Genomic DNA, 26,029 nt, shown 5'->3' with positions numbered 1-26,029 from the left:
CGAAGGTTTTATACTAGATAAATAATTGCGATGGAAAGTAAGATGAATCCATAAATGAAAGTGAATGCTTGTCCTGAAACTTTGCTTCCCATTTTTGCTCCGAAGAAATTTGCGATAAAATAGGTTCCAAAAAGAATTCCTACCAATTGCCAATCGACAGGATTTTCAAAGTTATATTTTACAAAAGCGCCATAACTCACAGGTGGAATTAAGATTGCTAAACTCAACGCACGTGCATATTCTTTTTTAAGTTTGAAGATTCCAATTAAAATCGGAACCATTAATACGCCCGCTCCAATACCGAACAAACCACCTAAAATTCCTGTACACGCAGCTAAAAATGCAATCCAATAGACTGAAATATGATCTTTATCGGCCACTTTTGTATTTTTCCTTATAAAAGATTTGAATTGTAATAATGCAATGATAATCAACAACACCGCGAAATAGTATTTTAAGTCCGTTTCTCCAATATAAAAGGCAAATATGGCACCGAAATACGAGCAAATACAATACGCAATGACGCCCACTATAATATTGAGCCATTGTTGTTTTACGTAGCCGTAGAGCGACATGACGCCGAGTAAACTCATGGGACCTAACATCATCGTCAAGACATTTCCTTGTGCTGCCAATTGTGACATTCCGCAGTACAAGACTAGAAATGAGACTAAAAACGGTCCACCGCCAATGCCCGCGAAACCGCCAATATAACCGACTGCTAAGCCGAGAAGTATGTAAATAAGTGGATCACACATAGAAGTAAGTTAAAGTCCTGCAATATCTCTACAAGTTTTGTCTATTTCTTTAAGTAATTTAGGATCAAGTTTCCGCTGAGTTGAAGCGTCTATTTTATTTTTTAAGATTACTAATCGTTGATCTTCCATAAAAAACATTTTTTTGAATTTATCCTCATTGACGGCAGTTCCTAATTCCACAATATCAGATATTACTTTGTAAATCTGTGAAGCTAAGATTTTATCTTGAATACTTGAACCTATTTTTGTGTTTTTATTGGTGGTAAAGAATAACACTTCGTTATCATCTTTTATCATAATTACAATTCCATAACCCCACAAAGCTGCACCTCTTGAATTATGAATTTTTAGATCTTCATAATGTTGTAAACAATGATATTGTATACACACCCATTTTAAATATCTGTAAATATATTGATCTTCCAACTTTTGAGGAAAAAAATTATCTGTTTGATCAAAAGAAATTTCATTTTCTTCATCTACACACATTTCAGGGAAGTCTACAACTCGCGTAAGTGTGGTTTCTTCTTTGTCTAAAAATTCATATAATGCTTCTGACCATTTTGGACCCAATTCTGGATCTGCTAAAAAACCTCCTGAACCTACATAGGTTATTTTTTTAGCATTTTTAAAGAAGTGAATTCCTATTTCTGCAATTCCTTCAGCATCGACATTTGCACGCCCTTTCTTTTCATATATGGAGAAAACTTCATTGAGTTTTTTATGATGCTGATCTTGACTTATTTTGTTTATTTTTTTGTTTTTTGAGGTGATGACTTTATAAAAAACCAAACCCGTAATTAGTAAAAATAATACAGCTCCAATTATAGAATAATAGATAAATGTCTGCAATTTACTTTTATCTTTATTGTAGTATGATTGGTATGCGTCTTCAATGGCCGTAGACAACCATTTTTCTTCGATATCTTCAATTTCTGTTTGGTTGACAGTCACAAAATCATCAAAAAAACGTTTCAACTCCTGTTTTTTCGGCGTAATGCCAATTCCATAACCATCTTTTACTTTAGCTCGTTTGGTAGGCAAATTTCCGCCAAAATAAAAATCGCCTTCATTCACATCAAAAATAAGTCTGCTCACATCTCCTGCGGCGGCTTGTATTCTTTTTGATCGCAATGCTTCTATTAGTTTTCCATGATTTTTAAAAGGTACAATCACTAAGTTGGTATTATTTCTGCCTTTTAATACGTTAAGCTCATCTTGTGGAATGGTGCCTTCTACAACACCTATTTGAATTTGTGAATCTTCAATATTGTTAATATCAATATCCTCATTATTAGTAATTACTCCAATAGCTTTGTTAAAAAAATAAGGTTTAGAAAAATGAATCGTATCTTTTTTGCGATCTTCTGTGATTGAAAAAGTGTACAATAAGGCATCAATATGAATTCCTGTTTTAATTTCCTTAGACTTGGCACTCTGCTCTACTGGAACAAAATCAATTACATATTGTTCACTTTTTTCACTATAATTTTTAAGCAATTTGAGGACTTCATATTCAAAAGCATCTACATAATTATAATCGCGACTATCTATCAGATCCTCCGTTTCTGCATCGGGAATTGCTTTTTTTACACCCAATCGAATGACTTCTTTATCTTGAGCAAATCCAACTAAAGTGCATAAAAAAACGAATATAAGAATGTAATTTTTTTTCATGATTTAAATATAAATTTTCTCGACGAAGCCGATAAAGTTTCTAGATCAATATGGTGTGCTTTTAAATACTTGATGACTTCCGGATTTACCTCTGAAATTCGTGTCACGGTATTGTAAACGGTGTTGAACGATATGATACTCAAACACGATACAATTTTTCCGCCATCTTGCTCAATGGATTTTCCGATGATATCTTTGTTGTGCGTATCAGATAATTTATACTGTGCATTGATTTGCAAAACGCCTTTATTACTGAGATATCGTTCTTCCCAAACCAAGTAGTTTTGATCTTTTGATTTGATATATGCCTTAAAAAAGGTTTGAATGGTATTGCCAGAAAATTGAAGTCGCTCCATTTCGCCCTGAATTCGCTTAAAAACATTTTGACGTAAGATGACGATTCGTGAAGCGTACGCTTTTAAAACTCCTTCTGAAACATATAATTTATATTCATATCCATCGTTTTCATGCCGTAATGCTGGATGTAACGTATTGGAATAAAATATTTTTGTAATAAAGTAAATGTATTTTTTGTACGCTTTTCCAATAAAACTATTGTTACTATTGAGTGCATCAACTGTAGAATCATACAGCGGTTCAATGAATCGTGAGATAAAAAGTGCTGAAAAAATTCCTGCAAGAATTCCGTAAAAAAAATCAAAAAAGTTAGAAAAATCCATTGATAATACTACGTGATAATTTCTTACAATATATAGAATTACACAACTGAAAGCAAATTCTTTAGTTACAATTCACCCTTTTTAATTTCGAAAGTTTCTGCTTCAATTTTTTAGCATCGCTGCAAGCATCTTTTGCTTTTTTATAAGTTTTGGCACTTTTTTCTAGCGTATTGTATGCTTTTTTTAGTTGCATCGCCTTTTTTCTAGCTTTCGTAAACTTTTCTATAGGTGATGCTGTTGAAGATTTCATTTTTTTGGCAATCACACAAACAGCAACTTTCTTTTGAACGCAGATTGCTTTTTTTGCGATGATGTTAGCCTTGATCAATTTCTTTACACGTAACGATTTGCGTTTTTTAGCAACAGCAGTTGCCAGAAGTAGTGGTACAATCATAAATAATTTTTTTATGTAAAGATACGGCTTTGTAAAGCGTTTGTCAATAATTTTGCAGAAACAAAAAAACAACTCCAAACCGAAGCCTGGAGTTGTTCAACTGTAGTTAAATTAATTAAAATTATTACATGAAATAAGCAATAATCACAAACGTTGAGGGATATACTATACTGGACACGTAATAATAGTCTCAGTCAAACATCTTCTTGGGTTTATAGTTTCTTCACCACATAAAAATCCACAAGTATTGGCACAGGTATTTTCACACGTATTAGCACACGTTACATCTAATGTTGGAGGACAACAAGAATGTCCATCACATGTATACGTTCCTCCACCTTTAAGATGACGTTGCTCTAAATGCGCAATTGTTGATTTTTTAATATGTAACGATGATCTTTTGATTTGTTTTTTCATAATGTTTCGGTTTTAATGATTTTTAAAAATTTAAAATGTTGCCTACTCGTCAGTTTTTCGGCTTCCACTATGTAGTTGCGGTTTAACAGGTTGTGTTTGGACACTGATAACAATTGGTGTACAAAATGGTAAAACAGTTTTGTGTGCAATCTTCTGTCTCACAATGCAATCTGTCTACCGATTCCAATCCAATAGTTCCGCCTTTGAGTTGCGAACTATGAAGATTTGAAATCACAGACTTCTTGAGTGATAAACCTGATTTGAATTCGTGTTTTTTCATGATGTAATTGAATTTAGTATTGCCTACTCTAACAGTTTTTCGGCTTCCCCTTTTAGAATAAATGGCCGTTTATTTCTTTGTTAAAGGAAGTAAGAAAAATGTGTAAAAACATCCAAACCGATAAAGGTTTACAAATTCAATTTTAAAAAAAGAAGTGATTTATACGTGTTTATTTCTGTAAGATTTAGGCGAAATGCCTGTCTTTTTTCGGAATGCGTTGTAAAAAGAAGTCCGATTGTTAAATCCAGCAGCGTAAATAATTTGATTGATGTTTAAGTTGCTTTTTTTGTCTTGCAACAGCTTGATAGCTTCCTGTATCCGATAATTATTGACAAATTCGAAGAAGTTTACCTGAAAATGCTCGTTAATTAATTGCGAAGTATGATGTCGCGACAGGTTCAAACGCTCCGATAACACATCTAGCGTAAGCGAACTATCTAAAAATAATTGATCAGCTTCCATTAATGAAATCAATTTATCTTTCATTTCCACTGCAATTGACGACGATAAACCGTTATTCTGATATTTTACAAACGGAATTTTAGTTTCGCCCGAAAATATACTTGGTTGCATAAAGCTAAAATACGACACAATTCCTATAAAAAACACCATCGCATACCCAATAAGGTAATCGTTCGAAATGGTGATTAATCTAAAATAAATTAATAGAAAATATGTTAAAAAAACCAACGCATATCCTGTAAAACAAAGCCACAACGACTTAATCCACAAACGTTGTTTTTCATCTACTTTCTGTTTCTCTTTTCGATATAAAAAGTACATCTTTCCCGCATACAACAACATGAGCAAGGTAACTACATCAACCATATTATAGCGCGGAATTGGCCACCAGTTTACATATTCGGCATAACCGTTCGTAGCAGCGAGTTCCAATTTCATATCATAGGATAAAAAATAAAAACGTCCGTACACAAAAAACACCCAAATTAATGGAAGTAAATGTCCCAAATCGCGCCAAGTAAAAGTACTTTTTAACACGCGTTTTATATAAATGTACAACAAAGGGCCATACGAAACCCAAGGAATAAAATTGGTAAACGACATGTGTTCTATGTACGAACCTTCATATCCTGACCAATAGGCGCAATTAAATAATTGATTGTAAGAAAATAACAATAAGAAAACGCCAAAGATACTATTGGCAACACGATCACCTTTAGGTTTTAAAAAGAATAAAATTCCAAGAATAAAGGCTTGTATGGCAAATGCAAAAAACAGCATTATCCATATATTAATGGTAGTACTCATGAGCAGTAATTTTTAAGAACGAATTTTGACTGATTGAATGATGTACGATGAAAGTACGAAATAACCTTTTATATACGTCTTAAAAAACTCTTAATTCTTGTACTGCGAAGTAAATTTATAAATATTACACAAACTGTTCTAAAGCAACTCCATTAATCTGACTGTGTGAAGCGTGTGCTACGGTGATACCATTTTTAACAACGATTAATTGTGGACTTTCGTGCCATACCTGAAAACGCGTAGCAATTTCTTGGGAGATTGGACGGTAATTCAACAAATCTAAATAATACACGTTCATCTGATGTTCCTCCAAATCATAAGCTTTTTCAAACTGATTGATCACCATTCTGCTAATTCCGCATCGTGTGCTATGCTTAAAAATTGCAACAGGTTTCGTTTTCGATTCTTCTACAATGGTATCTAATTGTAATAGATCTGTCAACGGCATCCATGTCACTTTTGAAGGTTCAGGTGTGTCGGAAGCGTCAGAACTTCCAAAAATTTTATTGAATATTCCCATAAGTATGCGTAAATTTAAAATATCAGTCGTAAGCTTCTTACAAAACTTGCTAAAATGCCAAAATGTCTTGCAAATACTAGGATTAAACGACATTTTGTCTTGTATTCTCAATTGGAATAACTATTGCAAAAATATCAAAAAACACAGAACTGAACGCTATGAATTTTAACAATTATACTATAAAATCACAAGAAGCTGTACAACAAGCACAGCAATTGACACAAACATACGGACATCAACAAATTGAAAACGAACATTTGTTCAAAGCCATTGTGGAGGTAGACGACAATGTACTGCCTTTTTTACTGAAGAAACTCAACGTAAATGTTTCACTTTTAGAACAAATTTTAGAAAGTACGCTCAACAGTTTTCCAAAGGTAAGTGGCACCAACATCATGCTGTCTCCCAATACAGGAAAAACCTTGACGGATGCAAGTATTGTTGCCAAAGAAATGAACGACGAATTTGTTTCGACTTCACACTTAATCTTGGCTATTTTTAAATCGAATAGTAAAATTGCACAGATTTTAAAAGATCAAGGAGTAACGGAAAAAGGCTTAAAAAGCGCCATTCAAGAACTGCGCAAAGGCGAACGTGTAACCTCGGCTACTGCAGAAGAAACCTATAATTCACTCAACAAATACGCAAACAACTTGAACCAATTGGCAAACGATGGAAAACTCGATCCAGTCATTGGTCGTGATGAAGAAATCCGTAGAGTATTGCAAATTCTTTCCCGTAGAACCAAAAACAATCCAATCTTGGTAGGTGAACCTGGTGTGGGTAAAACCGCTATTGCAGAAGGATTAGCGCATCGAATCATTCAAGGTGATGTTCCTGAAAATTTAAAGGACAAACAAATCTACTCGCTCGATATGGGCGCATTGATCGCTGGAGCTAAATTTAAAGGTGAATTCGAAGAACGTTTAAAAGCCGTCATCAAAGAAGTGACTTCGGCAGATGGCGATATTGTCCTTTTCATTGATGAAATTCACACACTTGTGGGTGCTGGTGGTGGACAAGGCGCGATGGACGCCGCAAACATCTTAAAACCTGCACTGGCACGTGGAGAACTGAGAGCAATCGGTGCCACTACTTTGGACGAATATCAAAAATATTTTGAGCAAGACAAAGCGCTAGAACGTCGTTTTCAGAAAATTACCGTAACAGAACCTGATACGGAAAGTGCGATTTCTATTTTAAGAGGAATCAAAGAAAAATACGAAACACATCACAAAGTGCGTATCAAAGACGAAGCAATTATTGCTGCGGTAGAATTATCACAACGATACATTACAAATCGTTTCTTGCCCGACAAAGCCATTGATTTAATTGATGAAGCGGCTTCCAAATTGCGCATGGAAATCAACTCAAAACCCGAAGAATTGGATGTGCTCGACAGACGCATCATGCAATTGGAAATTGAGATTGAAGCCATAAAACGTGAAAATGATGAAGCCAAACTCAAAGCGTTAAATTTAGAATTGGCAAACATCAAAGACGAACGCAATGAAATTTTTGCCAAATGGCAATCTGAAAAAGATGTGGTAGATCAAGTGCAGGCAACGAAAGAAGCTATTGAGAACTATCGCGCGGAAGCGGAAAGAGCCGAACGTGAAGGAAACTACGGAAAAGTAGCCGAATTGCGTTATGGAAAAATTAAAGAAGCACAAGCAAAGTTAGATCAATTGCAGCAAGATTTAGAAGCGCAAGAAGAACATGCATTGATCAAAGAAGAAGTCACTAACGAAGATATTGCGGAAGTAGTGGCAAAATGGACAGGAATTCCTGTGACAAAAATGCTGCAAAGCGAACGCGAAAAATTATTACAACTAGAACAAGAATTGCACAAACGTGTGGTGGGACAAGAAGAAGCGATTACCGCAGTTTCAGACGCAGTTCGTAGAAGTCGCGCCGGATTGCAAGACGCCAATCGCCCAATTGGATCGTTTCTTTTCTTAGGAATGACAGGTGTCGGAAAAACCGAATTGGCAAAAGCACTTGCCTCCTATTTATTTGATGATGAAAACGCCATGACCCGTATTGACATGAGCGAATACCAAGAATCGCATTCGGTAAGTAGATTGGTAGGCGCGCCTCCAGGATATGTTGGGTACGACGAAGGCGGACAATTGACAGAAGCCGTGCGCCGCAGACCGTATTCTGTGGTACTTTTAGACGAAATTGAAAAAGCACATCCAGATACGTTCAACATCTTATTACAAGTATTGGACGAAGGACGTTTGACAGATAATAAAGGAAGAGTTGCCGATTTTAAAAACTCCATCATCATCATGACGTCGAATATGGGAAGTCACATCATAGAAGAAAAATTCAAAGCGATGCAAGACATGTACAGCGCTACAGAAGCTGCCAAAGTCGAAGTCTTAGGTTTGTTGAAAAAAGCAGTGCGACCAGAGTTTTTAAATCGTATTGATGACATTGTGATGTTTACGCCATTGACGCAACACGATATTAAGGAAATTGTACGTTTGCAGATTAAGAAAACGATCAAAATGTTGGCAAAACAACAAATTACACTTGATGCGACTGAGGAAGCAATTTCATACTTAGCACAACAAGGATTTGATCCGCAATTTGGCGCGCGACCTGTAAAACGTGTCATTCAGCGTAAAGTATTAAATGCACTTTCCAAGGAAATACTCAGTGGAAAAGTCACAGCAGATAGTATTATTTTGTTAGATGAATTCAATGAGGAATTGGTATTCAGAAATCAAACAGATTTGATAGAAAATTAATGTACAGACAAATATTAAATAAATAAGAGCAGCTTTTTTTATGAGCTGCTCTTATTGTTTACTAACAAAGACAGGAAATTTTTCATGTCTCCTGAACTACAAGATTCATACAATAAACGCTGAAGGAAAGGCTTTATTTTGTAGGGAAAAGTTAAAGTTTATTAATAATGTAAGTCTGTACGAGTCAGTGCAAGTCTCCGACTCGTACTGCATTTCAAATCTTTTAAGTACTTTTAGCTACACTAACAGCAACTAAAAAAATGCTTTCACCAAGACTGAAAAGATATCTGACACAAATTCTACCTTTTGGAATCATTTGGTTTCTCTTCGGACTTATTTTTTTGATTGTAGAGTTTGCTGCCACTAAAAATTATAATTACTTACCAAAAGGAGTCATTGAAGTCAATTTGCAAATTTTCATTTTTGCAATGATTGCAGTAGTTTTCGTCGGTTTTGTCATTGGAACAATTGAAGTTGTTTTTTTAAAACGAATCTTTGCTAAAAGTACCTTCCTAAAAAAGATTCTAGGAAAACTTGCCATATACTCTGTATTTCTATTCATTATTGTCATCATCATGTTTCCCATCGCGGTAAGCATTGAGTTACATACAAGTATCACAGATGCTGTTGTTTGGCAAAAACTCTCCGATTATTTACAAAGTATTGGTTTTTTAAGTACAGGTTTTCAAATGTTTATTTCGTTAGCGGCTTCCCTATTTTATGCAGAGCTCAGCGAAAATATTGGATATGGTGTATTGGCAAACTTTATCCGAGGAAAATATCATACACCAAAAGAAGAAAACCGAATCTTTATGTTTTTAGACATGAAATCCTCCACAGCAATTGCCGAACAACTCGGACATGTTACCTATTTTAAATTACTGAAAGAATATTACTACACATTATCAGATGCCGTGATTACACATTCGGGAGAAATTTATCAATATGTTGGTGATGAAATGGTGGTTTCATGGACTTATAAAAATGGAATTCACAATAACAACTGTATTGAATGTTTCTTTACCATGAAAAAAGATCTACAGGCAAAACACGCAAAATTTCAAAAAAAGTTTGGCATTCAACCACAATTCAAAGCGGGTTTGCACTTAGGAACCGTAACCACAGGTGAGATTGGAAACGTAAAAAAAGAAATCATCTTCACAGGCGACGTTCTCAATGCAACTGCAAGAATTCAATCGCTTTGCAATGCCTTAGAAGTGGATATTCTCATCTCAAAAGAGTTAAAAGGCACTTTACAACTTGAAGCAAAATTTCAAGTTACATCGCTTGGAGACAATAAACTACGCGGAAAAATTCAAGCTAAAGAACTGTATACACTTCAAAAAAAGTAATTCATACGAGTTCGTGCAAATCTCCCAAATCGTACTATAAAAAAAGATAGAAGTACATACTGACACATACATACCTCTATCTCCCTTAACTAACTAACTCAAAATGTATAATTATATAGTAGGATCATATAATTCAAATACTAATTATTGTCAACTGTACCCGCACACGTATCGGGTGCACAACTAATGCCTGGATCTGTGAAACAAGCATCAACCTTCACGGTTTGACAATTTTGATACGGACAGGTTTCCGTATATGGACACGTATCCGTAAATGGACAAGGGCGGCCAATTGTGTTTGGTAGTGGATCTCCAGGATTCCCAGTTCCGCCTATTACGGTTCGCATATTAAAAGCAGCGATATTACTCTTTCCCAAACGCAACTTTAGATGTAAATTCTTTTTCTTCAAGTTAGGTGTTTTTATAGTTGACAAGTATCCAACGAATTTCCACAACCCTGTGGCGTACAACTTATAATTGGATCTGTATAGCAAGCATCTTCTCGCATGGTGATACAAACAAATGGACAGGTTTCTTTATCCGAACATATATCAGAAGGTTGACACACATCTTCCTCAACGGTGATAGGCGGACTATACGCGACTATTCCTCCTTTTACGGTTTTGGTATCAAAAGCTGCAATATTGTGCTTTCGTAAAAACAACTTTTTATTCAAATTCTTTTTTTTCATCGTCGTTTTGTTAAATTTTTAAATTTGTTCTCTATAAAACAATACCTTTCAAACTTCAATTGGCTTGCAATTATCAAATTTAGGATCTGTACACGAACATGTTTCGATTGGGCACAAACTCTTATGTGTTAACGGATCGTCTGCATGAGCAACAGTTCCTCCTGTGAGATTTTTAGCAGCTAAAACGGCAATTTTTTTCTTTTTCAAATTCAATCGTACGTGTAAGTTTCTTTTTTTCATGATTGGTGTTTTAAGTTGAATACACATAAATTTACTAACAATCAAACACTTATCAATACACGGAAACTATACTTCCACTACGTTAATACAATAAAATTTTATTTTATACCGATCGGTATATTATTTTATGTATATTTGAAGAATGATCACCAAAGCCGAAAAAACTGCCACTTTTATTGTAGAAACCGTCGCGCCTATTTTTAATAAGAATGGCTACGCGGCAACAAGCATTTCTGATCTTACCAAAGCAACTGGTTTGACAAAAGGTGCAATTTATGGCAACTTTAAAAACAAAGAAGAATTGGCAATTGCAGCTTTCAAGTTCATGGTAAAGCTGTTAATGAAAGAGTTGGTGAAGCACATGGACAAAAGCGATTCTCCCATTGAAAAGCTATTTTTAATCACAGATTTTTACCGCAATTATTACTTGTACACAAACAAAATGGGCGGTTGTCCTATTTTAAATGTTGGCGTAGACGCGAACCATCAAAATTCACTGCTTTTACAGAAAGTCCGCACGATCATTCAACGCATTCAAGATCAACTAGCAACGATTATAGAAAATGGAATTGAATGTGGAGAAATTTCCACCGAAGTCAACGCAATGTATGCCGCAAAACGAATTGACACCATGATTCAAGGCGCGATTTTTATGGCATATACGATGGACGACGATTTTTACATTCAAGATACCATGAACCAAATTGATACCATGATACAAAACGAACTTAAAGCATAAAACTATTTTTTTAATCAAAAATATACCGATTGGTATATTTAAAATAACAACTATGAAAGACTTCCCAAAAATTTTAGAAAGTAACTCTAGAATCCGATTTCAAGATTGTGATCCTTTAAATCACCTCAACAACAGTAAATACTTAGATTACCTCATCAACGCACGTGAAGATCAATTAATAGCACATTACGACTTAAACATCTTTGAAAATGCTAAAAAGACAGGCACAACGTGGGTTGTTGGATCGCATCAAATCGCTTATGTACGTCCTGCAAATGTAATGGAAACTGTCACGATTCAATCACAATTAATTCAATACGGCAACAAACAATTACTCGTAGAAATTCGCATGTACAATGAAGAAAAAACCGAATTAAAAGCGGTGATGTGGAGTTCGTTTGTGCATTTTAATGTCCTAACAGGCAAAGCACACGAACACAATGCGCATTTTATGTCCCTTTTTGAAAACGTACAACTTCCTGTAAATGAGTTAGATTTTAACATGCGTGTAAAAAGTTTGCGCATGGCAATAGTTTCATGATAAGTATCAGTGTTGACAAATTGCTTTTTAAGTATATTTACAGCAAAACTGAAGTTTCATGGACATCAACCAGTATATAGATCACACCTTACTAAAACCTACAGCAACGCTTGCAGACATTGAAAAACTTTGTCAAGAAGCGATTGCTTATAATTTTTTCTCCGTCTGCGTCAACAGTGCATTTGTAAAATCGGCAAAGGAATTCTTGTTTTCTAAGAATAACGTAAAAATATGTAGTGTCATCGGTTTTCCGCTTGGCGCGATGAGTACTGAAGCGAAATTAGCAGAACTTACGCAAGCCAAAATTGACGGCGCACATGAGTTTGATATGGTAATTAATTTAGGCTGGCTCAAATCTGGAAAATACGATTTGGTCAAAGAAGAAATTGTAAAGCTAAAACTAGCCGCTGGCAATAGTATATTAAAAGTTATCATTGAAACTTGTTATTTATCGGAGTATGAAATTGTAAACGCTTCTAAACTTGCAGTAGAAGCTGAAGCGGATTTTGTAAAAACATCCACAGGTTTTGGTACAGGCGGTGCTACGTTAGAAGCGATCAATCTTATGAAAAAAACCGTTGACGGAAAAGCAAAACTAAAAGCTTCTGGCGGTATTCGCGATTTAAAAACTGCCAAAAAATATATTGACGCGGGCGTTTCGCGCATTGGAACCTCCAACGGAATTGCCATTGTTACAGGAACTTCATCACTAAACACCTACTAATTATGAGTATACACATCAACGCAAAAAAAGGAGACATTGCACCAACGGTTTTATTACCTGGCGATCCGATGCGTGCCAAATGGATTGCAGAAACATTTTTTGAAAACCCAAAATTATATAACGACGTTCGCGGCATGTTCGGCTACACCGGCACTTTTAAAGGAAAACCAGTTTCGGTGCAAGGTACAGGAATGGGCGCGCCTTCTATTTCTATCTATGCACACGAATTGATCAATTCGTACGGTGTGCAAAAACTAATTCGTGTGGGAAGTGCAGGTTCGTACCAAAAAGACGTAAAAATTCGAGATATTATCATTGCCATGTCAGCTTCTTCAAATAGCAACACAAATGATTTACCTTTTCAGGGAGAAAACTTTGCACCTACTGCCAATGCCGAATTATTTTTAGCTGCTATAACGGCTGCCAAAGAAAAAAACATTCCCTTCAAGGCTGGAAACATATTAACAAGTGACATTTTTTATCAAGAAGATGCTGATTATTATAAAAAATGGGCAAAATACGGTGTGTTGTGTGTAGAAATGGAAACTTCTGCTTTGTATACGATTGCAGCGCGTTTTCAAGTAAAAGCACTATCTTTGCTCACTATATCGGATAGTTTGGTTACACATGAAACCACAACTTCTGAGGAGCGTGCACAAACTTTCAGAGAAATGATTGATATTGCACTCGCAATTAGTTCATAAAAATACACACCTAATGAAAAAAAACATCTTATTAGTGCTAAGTTTATTCTTGGCCGTTCATTGTTTTGCACAAGACACGAAAGAAGAAGCAAAAGAAACGACTACTTCTGTTTATTATTTAATTCGTCACGCGGAAAAAGATCGTTCTGACAAAAGCAATAAAGACCCTGAGTTGACCAAACAAGGACATAACAGAGCCACTTATTGGGCCGATGTTTTTAAAGAAGTGCCTTTTGACGCAATATATTCTACCGATTACAACCGAACGAAACAAACAGCAAAACCAACGGCAGATTCCAAAGAATTGGAAATAAAAAGCTACCATCCGTCTAAAATAAAAATAGACAAGTTTTTAAAAGAAACCGCAGGAAAAACCGTCTTAATTGTGGGACATAGCAATACAACGCCAGCCTTTGTGAATCGCTTAATTCGCAAAGAAACCTACGAATCTATCAAAGATGACAATAACGGAAATTTATACATTGTTACCCTTTCGGGAGATCATAAAACGGTACAACTGTTGACGGTGAATTAATCACTACAACACATCTAATTTTCATAGAAAACATCCTTACTTTCAGAAATGTAGTAAGGATTTTTTAATGCGAATCCATGTTAAAATACACATCGTAAAGAACAAAAAAGTAAGTTTTTTATAGTATATACTATGTGGTTTAAAACTTATTTTTAATACGAATTTGTAATTTTATTGCATTCAAATTGAAATAATTTCAAAGGAATGCACTATATTGTTCTGCAATAAATCAACTTCCTCCAAGTATTCATAATTTTAAATGAAAAGTATACGTATTCACTGTATTTTACTCTTTCTTATTGTTTTTCAATCGATAGGATTTGCACAAGATTTCCGTTTAAGATCAAAAGAGGAAAAAATTGTCGTGCGGCAAGATTCTTCTTTCGTAAAGGAAATCACCATTGCCTTTGAAGCGAGTGAAAAACCGCGTCTCTATCCTATTTTTTATGATACGGAGTTGGAACGTGTATCTGACATTCAACTTTTTGAGAAAAAAAGAAAACGCCTTAAAAAATTACCGCTCCAACGAACCTATGATGAAGATGTTGAGCTAGATTATATTACGAGTAAAAAAATTAAAATCATTCAAATTCCTGAAGGAGAGCATATAGAATTGAAATACAAAATATCCTGTACGGAATTAATGTATTTTACCAGATTGCATTTCTTTTCGTATAATGAAATTGATACATTATTCTACAAAGTCGTTGTTCCCAAGGAATTCAAATTGGTTCACGATACAGCTCATCGAGATTCCCTTTCTTTTTTCACCATCGATTCTACAAAAACAGACATCGCTTCTGAATGGAATATAAAAGTGGCACCCAAAAAAGTAGCTGCGGATCCGTTACAGCTTTTTGGTATTTATAAAAATATGAAAGTTCCGTTTATGCGAACGCTTGTCGTGCCAATTTCTTATAAAGGTGAAGCAACAGATTATATGAACGATTGGTACATCCAAAATGCAGCTTCTAGAAAAGGATTGAGTGCTTCAGTAATGGAAAAAATAGATGAGTTAACTGCTGGCGAGACAGATCAACTAAAGATTATCAATATCATTTACAATTACGTACGAAGCAATTTTAAATATGTAGCGATCGAAGTTGGCATGGGCGCTTTTATTCCTTCTGCCGCCGATGAAGTATTTGAAAACAAATATGGTGATTGTAAAGATCTTTCTAATTTTTTATCGGAAGCCTTAAAATACAAAGGCATTGAAAGTGATATTGCATTGGCAGCTACGTTTGATCATATTAGCGATTGTGATTTTCCAACATTAAGTTCAGCAAATCACGTCATTGGCGTTGCGTATGTAGATGGAAAAACCATTTTATTAGATCCTACCGATCCTATTCATTATGAAGGTTCGCCCGTGCAAAGCTTGCAAAATCGCACCATTTTAATTGTAAACCCTAAAGGAGGAACTTTTTACAAAGTTACACCTTTCAGTCCGCAGCAAAATGAAATATTTTATCAATTAAAATTAAAAGTAGATTCAAATAGCATGTTGGTTACAGGCGATTTTTCAATTGATTATCAAGGCATCACGAGCAATTTCCTAAAAGGGTTTTTAAAGATTGAAGGCGAAAAAGAATTTGATAATTTTGGAAAAACACTCTATGAAGAAATTTTTGGGAATCAATCAATTTCTAACCTAAAAGTGACCAATGAAACCAAAAAAGTACATATAGACGGTGATATTTCAATTAATGGAAAAACGTTTAATGATGGCACAAGCACCTATTTATTTATAGATTTTTTACCGAGACTCTTTGAAATAGAAAGTAGAGAAACGCTGATAGAAGGTACCTATATACGAAGTCCGTTCTACAAAAAAATGCGTGCTACCCTACAAATGGACGCGCCTATTGTAGCATTTGAACCTATTGAACACACCTATCAAGGTGAAGGGATGTCGCTAAAAATGACAATCAAAGCAATTTCAAACCTAGAAATTGAATGCAATTATGATTTTGTTTTTGATCACATATTCATTAACAAAGAAAATAGCAACAGCACCAATGAAATTTTAAAATCATTCAAAAAAATAATTAATGAACCTATTGTTCTTAAAAAACAGAAAAGTTAGCCTGTTCATTGTTTGTATCGGCGTACTTTTTTATAGTTTTACATCTTTTGTAAAGGACACCAACGATGATCCTTTTGTAACACTTTGTAAAAACTCAGATGCCTACTACAAACACACATACCAAGATATTACATACGATAAATATTTGTTAGGTTACAGACGTTATGTTTCTATTGACAATAAATTAGTCGTAAACAATTCCAATGGCGTCGAGGAATATGCTTTCTTAAATTTAGATGAGTATCAAAGCAATCGCATTAAAAGTATACAAATCAGAACACTAAAATCTGATGGTTCTATCGTAGAACTCGATTCTAGTTTGGTGTTTAAGCGAACTTCCAAAAGAAAACCATTTGGTGCAATTAAACATCCAATTCCTGCGGTAGAACCTGGTGATACGATTGAAACAAAATATGTGTATTATGAAAATTTAGAAAAGTCTGATTTAAGAGCATACGTAAACTTGTATACGTCCATACCAAGTATAAATTCTCAATATACGGTAAAAACAGGAACAGGTTTTTCTGTACGTTACAAAACGTACAATGATTTCCCTGAACCAGAAGTGGTTTCCAATGATTCCTTGATCTATTTACAATTTTCAGCGGATAAAGTAAAAGGATTAGAACTCAATGAACACAGTTGTTTATTTTGCGAAAAACCATATTTCTACTATACTATTGAGAATAGAGACAAAGAATTTCGTACTTGGAAAAATGTGTATAATGAAGAATTTAATATCCTAACACAACCAATGGCTATTGACCGAGAAAAATCGTCATACTACAAAAGGTGGAAACGAAATACACTTGGAACAGCAAAAGATAGTTCCAAATATTACCAATTTAGGGTGTTGCACACTGACATCTTGGACAACTTTAGCATGAAACCTCCAAATCCTGAAGAAATCATAAAATCCAGCGGTTATTTTCTAAAGAAAAAACGATTTGATATGATCAGTATTCGAAGGTTTTACAGGCAATTGCTGGAAGATTTAGAAATTGACTATTGGGCAGTCTTTGGGAAAAATAAACAGTCAGGACCTATTGATATGGATTACATCCGAAAAGGTGAATTTGAGCATATATTTTTTGCCTTTAAAGATGAAAATGGAATCTTAAAATTTTTGTATCCAAACGAAGAGTTTTACAACTACCAATTGGATGAAATTCCAACGTCTCTGTACGACACCAAAGCGGTATTGGCACGACCTTTTCTCAAAAAGAAAAAGCGGAAAAAAGACAAATTCATTACTCGAAACTTTCAACTTGCCATGGCAGATTCTGTTTTGGTCGCTACTGTAAAAATGCCTGGTATTGATTACAACCGAAATTACATTCAGCAAACCATTTCTAGTACGGTAGATCTTGACGAAAAGAAAACATCATTTCGGTACCGATTGCAAATATCTGGCGGATATTCTACGGAATTGCGTAGTTTTTTCAGCATGCTCGATAAAGACAAAGAAGCAAGCGATTATTATGACGCATTGTCAAAATTTGAAGGAGACGACAATACCATACAAATAGATACAATAACCAGTCGCATACAAAAAAGGAACAAGCCTTTTTCATTTGTCATGAGCGGAAAAGGAGTCATAAACAATGCCATTTCGTTTATTAATGATAGTCTTGTTAGTGTATCTATTGAAAAATTAATTCAACACGATCAGTTAGAAAATAACACAAGCACCTCCGATTTAGATTATTATCTCGATTACAACTATTCAGATCGCTTTTTATTTTATCTCAATTTTCCGTGCGACATTCAAGTACTGGGACTCGAAAATGGAAAAATAGACTATACAAATGATTTTTCTGAATATTCTTTCGAACTCACGCAAAGTAAAAACAATCAACTTAAATTTCAGTCGAACTATAAAATCTTAAAGAATTTAATTCCAAAAGAAAAACTAGAAGAATTAAAAACACTCAACGAGCAAGTCAAAAATGTAAAAAACAAACGACTGATTGTGAAATTGAAACGGAATTAAGCCTTTCAAAGCATACAAAAACGCCGCTATTCCTAACGGCGTTTTTATTTTTTATATATCTAAAAACTTCTAAAACTTCATCCCGACACCAAATCCAATAACCAACGGATTGATATCCACATCTGCTCCAACAGTGGCACCTAATGCACTCGTAGCATTCACCGTAGCATCTGTTTGAATGAGTATCTTTTTTACATCTACGTTTAAAAACCATTTTTCATTTAAAGCGTAATCAAATCCTGCTTGAAATGCAAACCCAAAACTATTGTCATAATCTACATCATCGGCAATTGGGCCTTCATCAACTCCGTAAAAAATAGTATAATTAATACCTGCACCCAAATATGGCTTAAAATCGCCCATTGGAAAATGATATTGAAACGTCAATGTTGGTGGCAATAACCAAACATCACCTAAATCTAAATTTCCTGCCGCAGTATTCACAGCTTCTACATCGTGATTGGCGGTTGCTAGTATCAACTCTGCTGCCCAATTTTCTGTAAAGAAATAGGTAAAGTCTAATTCTGGCACGTATGCTGTTGAAATGGACACATCACCACCAATGGCTTCAATGGTAGCACTTTCGCTTGGAATTACGGAAATAAAACGCGCACGAACTTGCCACTTTTTAAACGTATCTTGATCTTGTGATTGAATATCTTCTTGTGCTGTTAGTTGAAAAACTGCTAACAATAAAAAAACACTAAATATTGCTTTTTTCATAAGTCTATTATTTAATAATTATAGTACAAATGTATGCGCGACTTTTTCCAAGAAAAATGACAAAAGTCATAGTTTTTTGAAAGATAGTATTCGCAATTATCAAAGCTTAGTCGCCCATATACTTGTCATTCCGAGAAATGTTAGTAACTTTGGCAATTCATGCAAAAAAACATCAACATACAAAACAAAAAAGCGCGTTTTCAGTACGAAATTCTAGAAAAGTACACTGCGGGAATCGTCCTCACCGGAACGGAAATCAAATCCATTCGGTTGAGCAAAGCTTCTATTGCAGAAAGTTTTTGTGAATTCAACGAGCAAGGCGAACTCTTTGTGGTAAATATGTATATTGAAGAATATGCTTTTGGTACGCATTACAACCACAAACCCCGAAGCACGCGCAAGTTGTTGTTGAATAAAAAAGAATTGCGCAGTTTGCACAAACAAGTCAAAAACTCTGGCTTAACCATTGTTCCGTTGCGTTTATTCTTGAACGATCGCGGACTTGCCAAATTATCCATTGCATTGGCAAAAGGTAAAAAAATCCACGACAAGCGGGAAACCATCAAAGATCGCGACAACAAACGTAACTTAGATCGTATCAAGAAGAGTTTCCGTTAAATTTCCACTCATTACGCCCTACATCATGTCATTTCAACATGATTTTTTAATGTTTTCAATGTTCCCGAAAGCTTGTTGCATGTCTGCAAGATGCTTCCGAAATGAAACAAAAGGATGTTGCAGTGCTGCGAGACACTTCTGTAACTTCCCGAAAGTTTGTTGCAGGGTTGCGAGACGCTTCTGTAACTTCCCGAAAGCTTGTTGCAGGGCTGCGAGACGCTTCTGTAACTTCCCGAAAGCTTGCTGCATTGCTGCGAGAACGTTTCGGGGATGTTTTTATTACGAATTCCTCAATAAAACCATAAAAAACAACGTTTTTATTACAGAATTCGCAAAATCACTCTTTTTAGGTCTTAATAAACTTGGTAAAGTATAAACTCATCATCAATACTAGCATTCCCAAAGCTTGTACAGAGCTTCCCGAAGCACTTGTTCTGAGTGCAATCGAAGCACTTGTGCTGAGTGCAATCGAAGTACTTGTGCTGAGCGTATTCGAAGTACTTGTACTGAGCGTAGTCGAAGTATTACGGAAAACCTCATTGCGTATGTGTGAGTTTTGTTTTACATTTATGGGGAATAATGGGAAGTTTGTATAAAAGTAGTTCCTGTTATTTACCGTATTTAGTATGATAACAGGAATTCCTGTTATACGTATGTTGCCACACATTAAAGACGAACATCCTGCAAACATTAAAATTATCTGAATGCGGAAAACCGTAAAGATAATTTTGACTGAATTTATAAATTTGTGTTTAATAAAAGAAGAATGAAAAGAATTTTACTCGCACTTTGCTTTTTGACTTTAATCACTTCTTGTGAAAGTAATCCTGAAAAAGAAAAAGCAACCGAATTACTTAAAGTTAAAATTGGAAGTGAATTACCTTTTAATGAGGTTAAAATCGCAAAAATAGAAAATGGAACTGGAGTAATTGTTGACGGAAGTTGGTGTTATTGGATTGACGAAAATGACAAAATTTATTGTGTAAACGGAACTTCAATAACAATATATAATGTGAATAATCCAGAATGTGAAAATGCACCAATCAAAGCAATGTTCTCGGATATTGAAAAAATAGCAAAATAATTTAAGTGGAATTGATAAGGCTATAAAAATGGAAATTTAACTAAAAACGGAGTAAAGTTATGAGTATTGATTATCAACGGTTAAGAATTGGAGATCGAATTGTGCGAACTAAAGGTGGGATTTTATCAAAACATCACGTTTTGTACGTTGGATTTTGGGATAATCAACATCTCATAGCCGAAAACCAACTTGGTTTTGGAGTCAGATATATTACTCTAAATCAATTTTTAAGTGAAGGACAGATTGAGAGAATTGAATATTATAATTATAATGAACAATCCCAAGCGAAAATTATAAATCGTATCAATAAAAAAATAGGCACTAAATATTCATTACTCGATTATAATTGCGAACATTTTGTGAACGAAATATTAACTGGAATAGCCGAAAGTAAACAGATTAAAACTGGAATTATACTTGGAATAGGAGTTACACTATGTCTTCTAGCTTTCGGGAGTAAATCGAAAAAATAACATATGCCAATAGATTTTTCAGATATATTAGTGATTGGAGTTTCTTCAAGAGCGTTATTTAATTTAGAAGAGGAAAATGCAATCTTTGAAAAAGAAGGAATAGAAGGATATCGTAAATACCAATTAAAAAATGAAAACGAACCTCTACTTCCTGGCTCTGCCTTTTATCTAGTTAAAAGCCTTTTGGAACTAAATAATCAAGCGGACAAAGAAATTGTAGAAGTAATTGTAATGTCTCGAAATAGCCCTGAAACGGGTCTTCGAATTTTAAATTCATTGATAAAGCACGATTTAAAAATAACCAGAGTAGCTCTTTCTGGTGGAGAACCCTTAGCGCCTTATATAGATGCTTTTGATGTAGATTTATTCCTTTCAAAAGATGACAAAGACGTACAAACAGTAATTGATTCAAAAGCGTGTGCAGCAGCTACTCTTTATGCCCCACCAGAATCATTTGATGAAAAAGATAATCGAGTTAAAATAGCTTTTGACGCTGATGCTGTAATATTTAGTGATGAATCTGAATTACGTAATAAAACGCAAGGATTAGAGGCATTTCATAAATACGAATCTGAACACGAAGAAGACCCATTGAACGAAGGACCATTTGCTAAATTATTAATCAAACTATCTAAAATACAAGAACACCTACCAACAACAATTGAACTGACACCTTTGAGAATTGCTATTGTGACTGCCCGAAACGCACCAAGTCATATGCGTGTTATAAAAACACTTCGTAAATGGGGAGTTTATGTAGATGAAGTATATTTTTTAGGAGGACTTTCAAAAGATAAAGTTTTGAAAGCATTTGGAGCACATATATTTTTTGATGACCAAGACACTCATTTAGTTAATACAAGTAAATTTGTCCCGTCAGCTAAAGTTCCTTATTTGTCAGATTCACCTATGAAAAAAATAGAAAACGACAAGAAGAAACAATCGAAGAAGTAATTGACTACAACACCAGTAACCGTTACACAACCCTATAATTTCAAAAAAAACAAGGCATTCTTAGCACTTTTAAGAGTGCCTTTCTTTTGATTCTCATTATAGAGTGGACTAGCAACTCATCATACACAAACCATTAGACAATATATATCAAATAGAGCACACTCAAGATTTCTCAAATGCACTCAATTTAATACAGATGATACAATTTTCTAAGCAATTGCCTCTTCTGATTCTTTAGATTTCAAATTAGAAAATTCTTGACTATTTTTCTGAAACGAAACCATTCTGCTAAAAAACCAAATAAACGGTTCTACTTGCCCTTTCAGTGTACAACTTCCATTGCTAATATTGTGTAACAATCCTTGCACATCGTAGTTTTCCAAGTTAGAAACTGCCGTTTGATCGTTACAAATAACTAAACAATAAGGGATATCACGAAGTAACTGTGTGTTTTGCGTGAGCATTCCGTCTTGTATCAAAATTACAATTGGTGTCACAGCTTCCGAAACCGTGAATGCCAGTTGAAGATTCGGTGTTGTAAACGTATTTTTCGCTAGAAATTGTTGCAAATACTTCACAAATGTAACCGACCAAACTTCCAAATCGCTTTGTGAAATGTTCGTATTTTTAGGAGAATTTTCAATGCGTTCAAGTGCCGCGTCTACTTCTTTTTCTGCTGCGATCAATGCTGCCAAAGTTTTGTCAATATCTTCGCGTGTATGCGACGCAGAACAAATAAATCGTAAACGACCACGTCCAATTTCTACAATCGGATATGTAACAGCCAAAGTTTGCACACCGCGTTTGTACAAGCTTTGTACAATGGCGTACAATCGGTCTTTATCTCCAAAATGCGGCGTAATAATTGGGCCATCGCCTGTGCCTAAATCGTAGCCAGCATCTTCAAAACGTTTGCGCATGTAGCGTGTTCTGTCCCACAACTGTGCTCGCAACGCTTCATTTTCTCGAAGCATTCGCAACGATGTCAACGCCGCCGCAATATCCGCGGGACTTATAGAAGCCTGAAATATATACGCTCTTGAGGATGCTTTCAACAATCCTATATGTTCCTTACTAGCTGCAATAATTCCGCCAATACTTCCCAAGGCTTTGCTCAGTGTTGTCATTAAAAAATCTACGTTTTCAGTAGCATTTTGTTCGGCACAAATTCCTGCGCCATTTTTTCCATAAAAACCAAAAGAATGTGCTTCATCCACAAATGTTAAAGCATTGTATTTTTTTGCCATGCGTACAATTTCTGCCACAGGTGCTGTACCTTCGCCCATGCTATACACACTTTCCAACACAACCAATACCGTGTGATATGGAGAAACGACCGATTGCAGCACAGATTCCAAATCGGAAGCATCATTGTGTTTAAAGGTTCGCATCGTGGCGCCACTCAACCGTGCGCCGTCTACAATAGAAGCATGACACAATTGATCAATCACCACGATATCATTTTTCCCTAACAACCCAGAAATAGTGCCCACATTGGCAGTATATCCTGTGGGAAACAAACACGCATCTTCTTTTCCGACCAAATCGGCAAATTCCTTTTCAAAAGACACATGCTGATTCGTCATGCCTGATGCAGAAGCCGAAATGCCCATTCCCGTGCCAAATTGCTCCAAAGCTGCGGTAGCTTCTTTGATAACTTTTGCATCACGATTCAATCCGAAATACAAATTGGTGGACCAAATAATTGCTTCCTGCACTTCATCGTTATACACATCGCCCACAATTCCGGTGGCGGCACTTCCTGTTTGCAACACTTTCCCATACGGATTTCTTCGATTGTCATTGACCATTTGCAATACTTCTGTTACCAATTTGCTTTTATCATCTGCGCTCCACGAAGGTGCATTTGCGGCTTGAAACGTTGGAAAACTCGACTGAATGTCAAATTGAAACTTTGTCAGCGTATCGCTCAATATTTTTGGGGGTTTATGATCCGTTTGTCCCTCAGCACCATTGGTCATTTCTTTGATATATTTCACTAATCTTTCAGGCGTTGCATGTTCAAGAATGGCACTTGCGGGAAGTTGTACATCCAATGCATTGGAAAGTCTACAGCTAAATTCCAAACTAGACAATGAGTCCAATCCGTAACTCTCAAAAGCTTCATTTGATTTGATGTGATCGGAAGCTGCTATGTTCACTATTTTACCAAATTCACTTTGAACTACTTCTAAAACACCATTTTTTGACGTTTTATTTGAAACTTTAGGTTGCTCTTGAAACGTCTCAGTTCCATTAGATGCTTGTGCATGCGATGGAGAATTGCTCGTTTTCTGTAGTTTTGAAAGTTTCTTGCGATCTAATTTGTCATTCGGTAACAATGGCAGTTTTTCGAGATATTGAATCACTTGTGGCACCATATATTTTGGCAACCGTTTGGAAACATACGATTTTATATCATCTGCATTTATCGCCATTTCTTTTGCTATCACGACAAAAGCTGTCAATATTTTTTGACCAATGCCACCTTCTATCACGGAAACAGCGGCGGCTTCAATGCCTTCCATAGCTTCTAAGGTAGCTTCTATTTCTTCGAGTTCAATTCGAAAACCTCTTATTTTTACTTGCTGATCGACACGTCCAAGAAATTCAATCTTCCCATTGGGCAATCTGCAACATAAATCGCCTGTTTTATACAATCGGTTTGCAGGAATAGCAGCCGTTGGAACCATCTCAATAAAACGTTCTTTTGTTTTTTCTTCATCATACAAATAACCACGCGCCAATTTGTTTCCTGCCAAATGCAATTCGCCAGCTTCTCCGATGGGTAACAACTGTAAATTTTCATCTAAAATATAGGAACTTGAGTTTTTCACAGAGGTTCCAATCGTAACAATTTCTTCGTCTTCAAAAAGTTCTGTCGTGGTAGAAAATACGGTATCTTCCGTAGGTCCGTAAAAGTTGAATACGCGTGACACTGATTTTTGTGCAAATGCTTGTTTCACCAACGAACGCTTCAACGCTTCGCCTCCGAAAATAAGACACGCTATACTTTTTGGTAAATCGGAAACAGAAAGCAAGGCTTGTACCGAAGATGGTACCATCACACAGGTTTTCACTTCGTCCACTGCGGGAAGTTGCAGTAGATCTAAGGCATTTTTAGCCAAGATAATTTTTCCGCCATAGCATAATGTTCCAAAAATTTCAAATACGGAAGTATCAAAACATACAGAAGCTGCCGCGAGCATTCCGTCAAATTGTTCCGCTTCAAATATATCGTGTACACAATCAATCATAGCGACAACAGAAGCATGTTCAACCGCAACACCTTTGGGTTTTCCTGTAGAGCCAGACGTGTAAATTACGTACGCCAACTCGTTTTTAGAGGTTTTTATGTTTGTATCTTTTTCAGCGTTCAACGCGTCCGTCCGTATGAGCATTTCTGAATTGTTGCACAAATTCGCAGTTTCATCAGTGTCTACAATCGTAGCAACCGTTTGCGCATTTGACAACATGTACGCAATTCGATCTTTTGGATAGGACGGATCTAGCGGCACATACGCACAACCTGCTTGCATAACGCCAATCAACGTGGCAATCAATTCCCATGAACGGTTCATACATACCGCCACTAGGGATTTTGGTGCGATGTTATGACTGATTAATTCGCCAGCAACTTCATTGGCTTTGTCTTGTAACATGGCGTAGCTTACGCGAAGTTCACCATCAACAATAGCGGTTCTTGTGGGATTGTTGAGTGTTTCTATCTTTATTAAATCCACAATAGTGGTTTCTAAATTAGTTCTGGGATGTTGCGATATTGTATTCATGTACTTCTTAATTTATACGTTATT

Annotated in this window: 27 protein-coding genes; 14 read left to right on the top strand and 13 right to left on the bottom strand. The window is 35.5% G+C overall.

Features of this window, described 5'->3' with window-relative positions; genetic code table 11:
- Positions 1 to 8: 8 nt before the first annotated feature.
- The 8 genes from KORDIASMS9_RS15915 to ytxJ all read right to left on the bottom strand — a co-directional run bounded on the left by KORDIASMS9_RS15915 (position 9) and on the right by ytxJ (position 5,995).
- Entirely contained in the window at positions 9 to 758 is a 750-nt protein-coding gene (locus tag KORDIASMS9_RS15915; protein ID WP_114903791.1) for a sulfite exporter TauE/SafE family protein, read from the bottom strand.
- A 9-nt stretch (positions 759 to 767) separates the two neighbouring features.
- The gene (locus tag KORDIASMS9_RS15910; protein ID WP_114903790.1) at positions 768 to 2,435 is read right to left on the bottom strand and encodes an ABC transporter substrate-binding protein; all 1,668 of its coding nucleotides are present in this window, start codon (positions 2,433 to 2,435) and stop codon (positions 768 to 770) included.
- Positions 2,432 to 3,115, bottom strand: coding sequence for a hypothetical protein (locus tag KORDIASMS9_RS15905; RefSeq protein ID WP_114903789.1), 684 nt, complete (start codon positions 3,113 to 3,115; stop codon positions 2,432 to 2,434). The genes KORDIASMS9_RS15910 and KORDIASMS9_RS15905 overlap by 4 nt, the downstream gene beginning before the upstream one ends.
- A 61-nt stretch (positions 3,116 to 3,176) precedes the next feature.
- Positions 3,177 to 3,509, bottom strand: a complete 333-nt coding sequence (locus KORDIASMS9_RS15900) for a hypothetical protein (protein WP_114903788.1) — start codon at positions 3,507 to 3,509, stop codon at positions 3,177 to 3,179.
- A gap of 165 nt (positions 3,510 to 3,674) precedes the next feature.
- Positions 3,675 to 3,926 carry a hypothetical protein gene (locus tag KORDIASMS9_RS15895; protein WP_114903787.1) on the bottom strand — a complete coding sequence of 84 codons (252 nt, stop codon included), beginning with the start codon at positions 3,924 to 3,926 and terminating at the stop codon, positions 3,675 to 3,677.
- An 82-nt stretch (positions 3,927 to 4,008) separates the two neighbouring features.
- A complete protein-coding gene (locus tag KORDIASMS9_RS15890) occupies positions 4,009 to 4,206 on the bottom strand; it encodes a class I lanthipeptide (RefSeq protein WP_114903786.1) in 198 nt (65 codons plus the stop codon).
- A gap of 159 nt (positions 4,207 to 4,365) precedes the next feature.
- Positions 4,366 to 5,475, bottom strand: coding sequence for an AraC family transcriptional regulator (locus KORDIASMS9_RS15885; RefSeq protein ID WP_114903785.1), 1,110 nt, complete (start codon positions 5,473 to 5,475; stop codon positions 4,366 to 4,368).
- A 124-nt stretch (positions 5,476 to 5,599) separates the two neighbouring features.
- Positions 5,600 to 5,995 (bottom strand): bacillithiol system redox-active protein YtxJ, encoded by a 396-nt coding sequence (ytxJ, locus tag KORDIASMS9_RS15880; RefSeq protein WP_114903784.1) that lies wholly within the window; start codon positions 5,993 to 5,995, stop codon positions 5,600 to 5,602.
- 158 nt (positions 5,996 to 6,153) lie between these two features.
- Here ytxJ and clpB point away from each other — a divergent pair, with 158 nt between their 5' ends.
- Together clpB and KORDIASMS9_RS15870 are read left to right on the top strand one after the other, a co-directional pair.
- Positions 6,154 to 8,754 carry an ATP-dependent chaperone ClpB gene (gene clpB / locus KORDIASMS9_RS15875; protein ID WP_114903783.1) on the top strand — a complete coding sequence of 867 codons (2,601 nt, stop codon included), beginning with the start codon at positions 6,154 to 6,156 and terminating at the stop codon, positions 8,752 to 8,754.
- Positions 8,755 to 9,014: 260 nt separating this feature from the next.
- Positions 9,015 to 10,106, top strand: a complete 1,092-nt coding sequence (locus KORDIASMS9_RS15870; RefSeq protein WP_114903782.1) for an adenylate/guanylate cyclase domain-containing protein — start codon at positions 9,015 to 9,017, stop codon at positions 10,104 to 10,106.
- A 140-nt stretch (positions 10,107 to 10,246) separates the two neighbouring features.
- Here the strand turns inward: KORDIASMS9_RS15870 and KORDIASMS9_RS15865 are convergent, their stop codons facing one another.
- The 3 genes from KORDIASMS9_RS15865 to KORDIASMS9_RS15855 are packed head-to-tail and all read right to left on the bottom strand — an operon-like array spanning position 10,247 to position 11,037.
- Entirely contained in the window at positions 10,247 to 10,516 is a 270-nt protein-coding gene (locus KORDIASMS9_RS15865) for a hypothetical protein (RefSeq protein WP_162819997.1), read from the bottom strand.
- 11 nt (positions 10,517 to 10,527) lie between these two features.
- Complete coding sequence (locus KORDIASMS9_RS15860) at positions 10,528 to 10,797, bottom strand: hypothetical protein (RefSeq protein WP_114903780.1); 270 nt, start codon at positions 10,795 to 10,797, stop codon at positions 10,528 to 10,530.
- A 48-nt stretch (positions 10,798 to 10,845) separates the two neighbouring features.
- Positions 10,846 to 11,037 (bottom strand): hypothetical protein, encoded by a 192-nt coding sequence (locus KORDIASMS9_RS15855; protein ID WP_114903779.1) that lies wholly within the window; start codon positions 11,035 to 11,037, stop codon positions 10,846 to 10,848.
- A gap of 142 nt (positions 11,038 to 11,179) precedes the next feature.
- Here KORDIASMS9_RS15855 and KORDIASMS9_RS15850 point away from each other — a divergent pair, with 142 nt between their 5' ends.
- The 7 genes from KORDIASMS9_RS15850 to KORDIASMS9_RS15820 all read left to right on the top strand — a co-directional run bounded on the left by KORDIASMS9_RS15850 (position 11,180) and on the right by KORDIASMS9_RS15820 (position 18,362).
- Positions 11,180 to 11,776 carry a TetR/AcrR family transcriptional regulator gene (locus KORDIASMS9_RS15850; RefSeq protein WP_114903778.1) on the top strand — a complete coding sequence of 199 codons (597 nt, stop codon included), beginning with the start codon at positions 11,180 to 11,182 and terminating at the stop codon, positions 11,774 to 11,776.
- Between the two features lie 52 nt (positions 11,777 to 11,828).
- Positions 11,829 to 12,317, top strand: coding sequence for a thioesterase family protein (locus tag KORDIASMS9_RS15845; RefSeq protein WP_114903777.1), 489 nt, complete (start codon positions 11,829 to 11,831; stop codon positions 12,315 to 12,317).
- A 58-nt stretch (positions 12,318 to 12,375) separates the two neighbouring features.
- Positions 12,376 to 13,041 (top strand): deoxyribose-phosphate aldolase, encoded by a 666-nt coding sequence (gene deoC, locus KORDIASMS9_RS15840; RefSeq protein WP_114903776.1) that lies wholly within the window; start codon positions 12,376 to 12,378, stop codon positions 13,039 to 13,041.
- A 2-nt stretch (positions 13,042 to 13,043) separates the two neighbouring features.
- Entirely contained in the window at positions 13,044 to 13,745 is a 702-nt protein-coding gene (gene deoD, locus KORDIASMS9_RS15835) for a purine-nucleoside phosphorylase (RefSeq protein WP_114903775.1), read from the top strand.
- Between the two features lie 13 nt (positions 13,746 to 13,758).
- Positions 13,759 to 14,280, top strand: a complete 522-nt coding sequence (locus tag KORDIASMS9_RS15830) for a histidine phosphatase family protein (protein WP_114903774.1) — start codon at positions 13,759 to 13,761, stop codon at positions 14,278 to 14,280.
- 259 nt (positions 14,281 to 14,539) lie between these two features.
- Positions 14,540 to 16,369, top strand: coding sequence for a transglutaminase family protein (locus KORDIASMS9_RS15825; protein ID WP_114903773.1), 1,830 nt, complete (start codon positions 14,540 to 14,542; stop codon positions 16,367 to 16,369).
- Complete coding sequence (locus KORDIASMS9_RS15820; RefSeq protein WP_114903772.1) at positions 16,335 to 18,362, top strand: DUF3857 domain-containing protein; 2,028 nt, start codon at positions 16,335 to 16,337, stop codon at positions 18,360 to 18,362. Before KORDIASMS9_RS15825 ends, KORDIASMS9_RS15820 begins: the two co-directional genes overlap by 35 nt.
- A gap of 69 nt (positions 18,363 to 18,431) precedes the next feature.
- Here the strand turns inward: KORDIASMS9_RS15820 and KORDIASMS9_RS15815 are convergent, their stop codons facing one another.
- Positions 18,432 to 19,085, bottom strand: coding sequence for an OmpW family protein (locus tag KORDIASMS9_RS15815; RefSeq protein ID WP_114903771.1), 654 nt, complete (start codon positions 19,083 to 19,085; stop codon positions 18,432 to 18,434).
- Positions 19,086 to 19,244: 159 nt separating this feature from the next.
- Between KORDIASMS9_RS15815 and smpB the strand changes: the two genes are divergently transcribed.
- The 5 genes from smpB (at position 19,245) to KORDIASMS9_RS15785 (ending at position 22,214) form a co-directional block, all read left to right on the top strand.
- Positions 19,245 to 19,703 (top strand): SsrA-binding protein SmpB, encoded by a 459-nt coding sequence (gene smpB / locus KORDIASMS9_RS15810; protein WP_114903770.1) that lies wholly within the window; start codon positions 19,245 to 19,247, stop codon positions 19,701 to 19,703.
- 101 nt (positions 19,704 to 19,804) lie between these two features.
- Entirely contained in the window at positions 19,805 to 20,008 is a 204-nt protein-coding gene (locus KORDIASMS9_RS23385) for a hypothetical protein (protein ID WP_162819996.1), read from the top strand.
- 461 nt (positions 20,009 to 20,469) lie between these two features.
- Complete coding sequence (locus KORDIASMS9_RS15795; RefSeq protein WP_114903767.1) at positions 20,470 to 20,787, top strand: hypothetical protein; 318 nt, start codon at positions 20,470 to 20,472, stop codon at positions 20,785 to 20,787.
- Positions 20,788 to 20,846: 59 nt separating this feature from the next.
- Positions 20,847 to 21,260: a lecithin retinol acyltransferase family protein gene (locus KORDIASMS9_RS15790; protein ID WP_114903766.1), complete on the top strand. Its 414-nt coding sequence runs from the start codon at positions 20,847 to 20,849 to the stop codon at positions 21,258 to 21,260.
- A 3-nt stretch (positions 21,261 to 21,263) separates the two neighbouring features.
- On the top strand, positions 21,264 to 22,214 hold the full coding sequence (locus KORDIASMS9_RS15785) for a 5'-nucleotidase (RefSeq protein WP_114903765.1): 951 nt from the start codon (positions 21,264 to 21,266) through the stop codon (positions 22,212 to 22,214).
- Positions 22,215 to 22,423: 209 nt separating this feature from the next.
- Here KORDIASMS9_RS15785 and KORDIASMS9_RS15780 read toward each other — a convergent pair whose 3' ends face one another.
- Positions 22,424 to 26,005 (bottom strand): amino acid adenylation domain-containing protein, encoded by a 3,582-nt coding sequence (locus KORDIASMS9_RS15780; RefSeq protein ID WP_114903764.1) that lies wholly within the window; start codon positions 26,003 to 26,005, stop codon positions 22,424 to 22,426.
- Between the last annotated feature and the right edge of the window lie 24 nt (positions 26,006 to 26,029).

This window comes from Kordia sp. SMS9 (genome assembly GCF_003352465.1).
In the GTDB taxonomy this organism is placed as follows: Bacteria; Bacteroidota; Bacteroidia; order Flavobacteriales; family Flavobacteriaceae; genus Kordia.
The sequence above is the reverse complement of the archived record's forward strand: the minus strand, read 5'-3'. Positions and strand labels throughout refer to the sequence as shown.

Bases quoted from the DNA above. Each gene is read 5' to 3' on its own strand.
- KORDIASMS9_RS15780 (WP_114903764.1), bottom strand. From the start codon at position 26,005: ATGAATACAATATCGCAACATCCCAGAACTAATTTAGAAACCACTATT.
- KORDIASMS9_RS15870 (WP_114903782.1), top strand. From the start codon at position 9,015: ATGCTTTCACCAAGACTGAAAAGATATCTGACACAAATTCTACCTTTT.
- deoD (WP_114903775.1), top strand. From the start codon at position 13,044: ATGAGTATACACATCAACGCAAAAAAAGGAGACATTGCACCAACGGTT.
- KORDIASMS9_RS15895 (WP_114903787.1), bottom strand. From the start codon at position 3,926: ATGAAAAAACAAATCAAAAGATCATCGTTACATATTAAAAAATCAACA.
- KORDIASMS9_RS15910 (WP_114903790.1), bottom strand. From the start codon at position 2,435: ATGAAAAAAAATTACATTCTTATATTCGTTTTTTTATGCACTTTAGTT.
- KORDIASMS9_RS15890 (WP_114903786.1), bottom strand. From the start codon at position 4,206: ATGAAAAAACACGAATTCAAATCAGGTTTATCACTCAAGAAGTCTGTG.
- KORDIASMS9_RS15850 (WP_114903778.1), top strand. From the start codon at position 11,180: ATGATCACCAAAGCCGAAAAAACTGCCACTTTTATTGTAGAAACCGTC.
- KORDIASMS9_RS15830 (WP_114903774.1), top strand. From the start codon at position 13,759: ATGAAAAAAAACATCTTATTAGTGCTAAGTTTATTCTTGGCCGTTCAT.
- KORDIASMS9_RS15905 (WP_114903789.1), bottom strand. From the start codon at position 3,115: ATGGATTTTTCTAACTTTTTTGATTTTTTTTACGGAATTCTTGCAGGA.
- KORDIASMS9_RS15825 (WP_114903773.1), top strand. From the start codon at position 14,540: ATGAAAAGTATACGTATTCACTGTATTTTACTCTTTCTTATTGTTTTT.
- KORDIASMS9_RS15785 (WP_114903765.1), top strand. From the start codon at position 21,264: ATGCCAATAGATTTTTCAGATATATTAGTGATTGGAGTTTCTTCAAGA.
- ytxJ (WP_114903784.1), bottom strand. From the start codon at position 5,995: ATGGGAATATTCAATAAAATTTTTGGAAGTTCTGACGCTTCCGACACA.
- KORDIASMS9_RS15855 (WP_114903779.1), bottom strand. From the start codon at position 11,037: ATGAAAAAAAGAAACTTACACGTACGATTGAATTTGAAAAAGAAAAAA.
- KORDIASMS9_RS15795 (WP_114903767.1), top strand. From the start codon at position 20,470: ATGAAAAGAATTTTACTCGCACTTTGCTTTTTGACTTTAATCACTTCT.
- KORDIASMS9_RS15815 (WP_114903771.1), bottom strand. From the start codon at position 19,085: ATGAAAAAAGCAATATTTAGTGTTTTTTTATTGTTAGCAGTTTTTCAA.
- KORDIASMS9_RS23385 (WP_162819996.1), top strand. From the start codon at position 19,805: ATGAAACAAAAGGATGTTGCAGTGCTGCGAGACACTTCTGTAACTTCC.
- KORDIASMS9_RS15860 (WP_114903780.1), bottom strand. From the start codon at position 10,797: ATGAAAAAAAAGAATTTGAATAAAAAGTTGTTTTTACGAAAGCACAAT.
- KORDIASMS9_RS15885 (WP_114903785.1), bottom strand. From the start codon at position 5,475: ATGAGTACTACCATTAATATATGGATAATGCTGTTTTTTGCATTTGCC.
- KORDIASMS9_RS15845 (WP_114903777.1), top strand. From the start codon at position 11,829: ATGAAAGACTTCCCAAAAATTTTAGAAAGTAACTCTAGAATCCGATTT.
- smpB (WP_114903770.1), top strand. From the start codon at position 19,245: ATGCAAAAAAACATCAACATACAAAACAAAAAAGCGCGTTTTCAGTAC.
- KORDIASMS9_RS15915 (WP_114903791.1), bottom strand. From the start codon at position 758: ATGTGTGATCCACTTATTTACATACTTCTCGGCTTAGCAGTCGGTTAT.
- KORDIASMS9_RS15790 (WP_114903766.1), top strand. From the start codon at position 20,847: ATGAGTATTGATTATCAACGGTTAAGAATTGGAGATCGAATTGTGCGA.
- KORDIASMS9_RS15900 (WP_114903788.1), bottom strand. From the start codon at position 3,509: ATGATTGTACCACTACTTCTGGCAACTGCTGTTGCTAAAAAACGCAAA.
- deoC (WP_114903776.1), top strand. From the start codon at position 12,376: ATGGACATCAACCAGTATATAGATCACACCTTACTAAAACCTACAGCA.
- KORDIASMS9_RS15820 (WP_114903772.1), top strand. From the start codon at position 16,335: ATGAACCTATTGTTCTTAAAAAACAGAAAAGTTAGCCTGTTCATTGTT.
- clpB (WP_114903783.1), top strand. From the start codon at position 6,154: ATGAATTTTAACAATTATACTATAAAATCACAAGAAGCTGTACAACAA.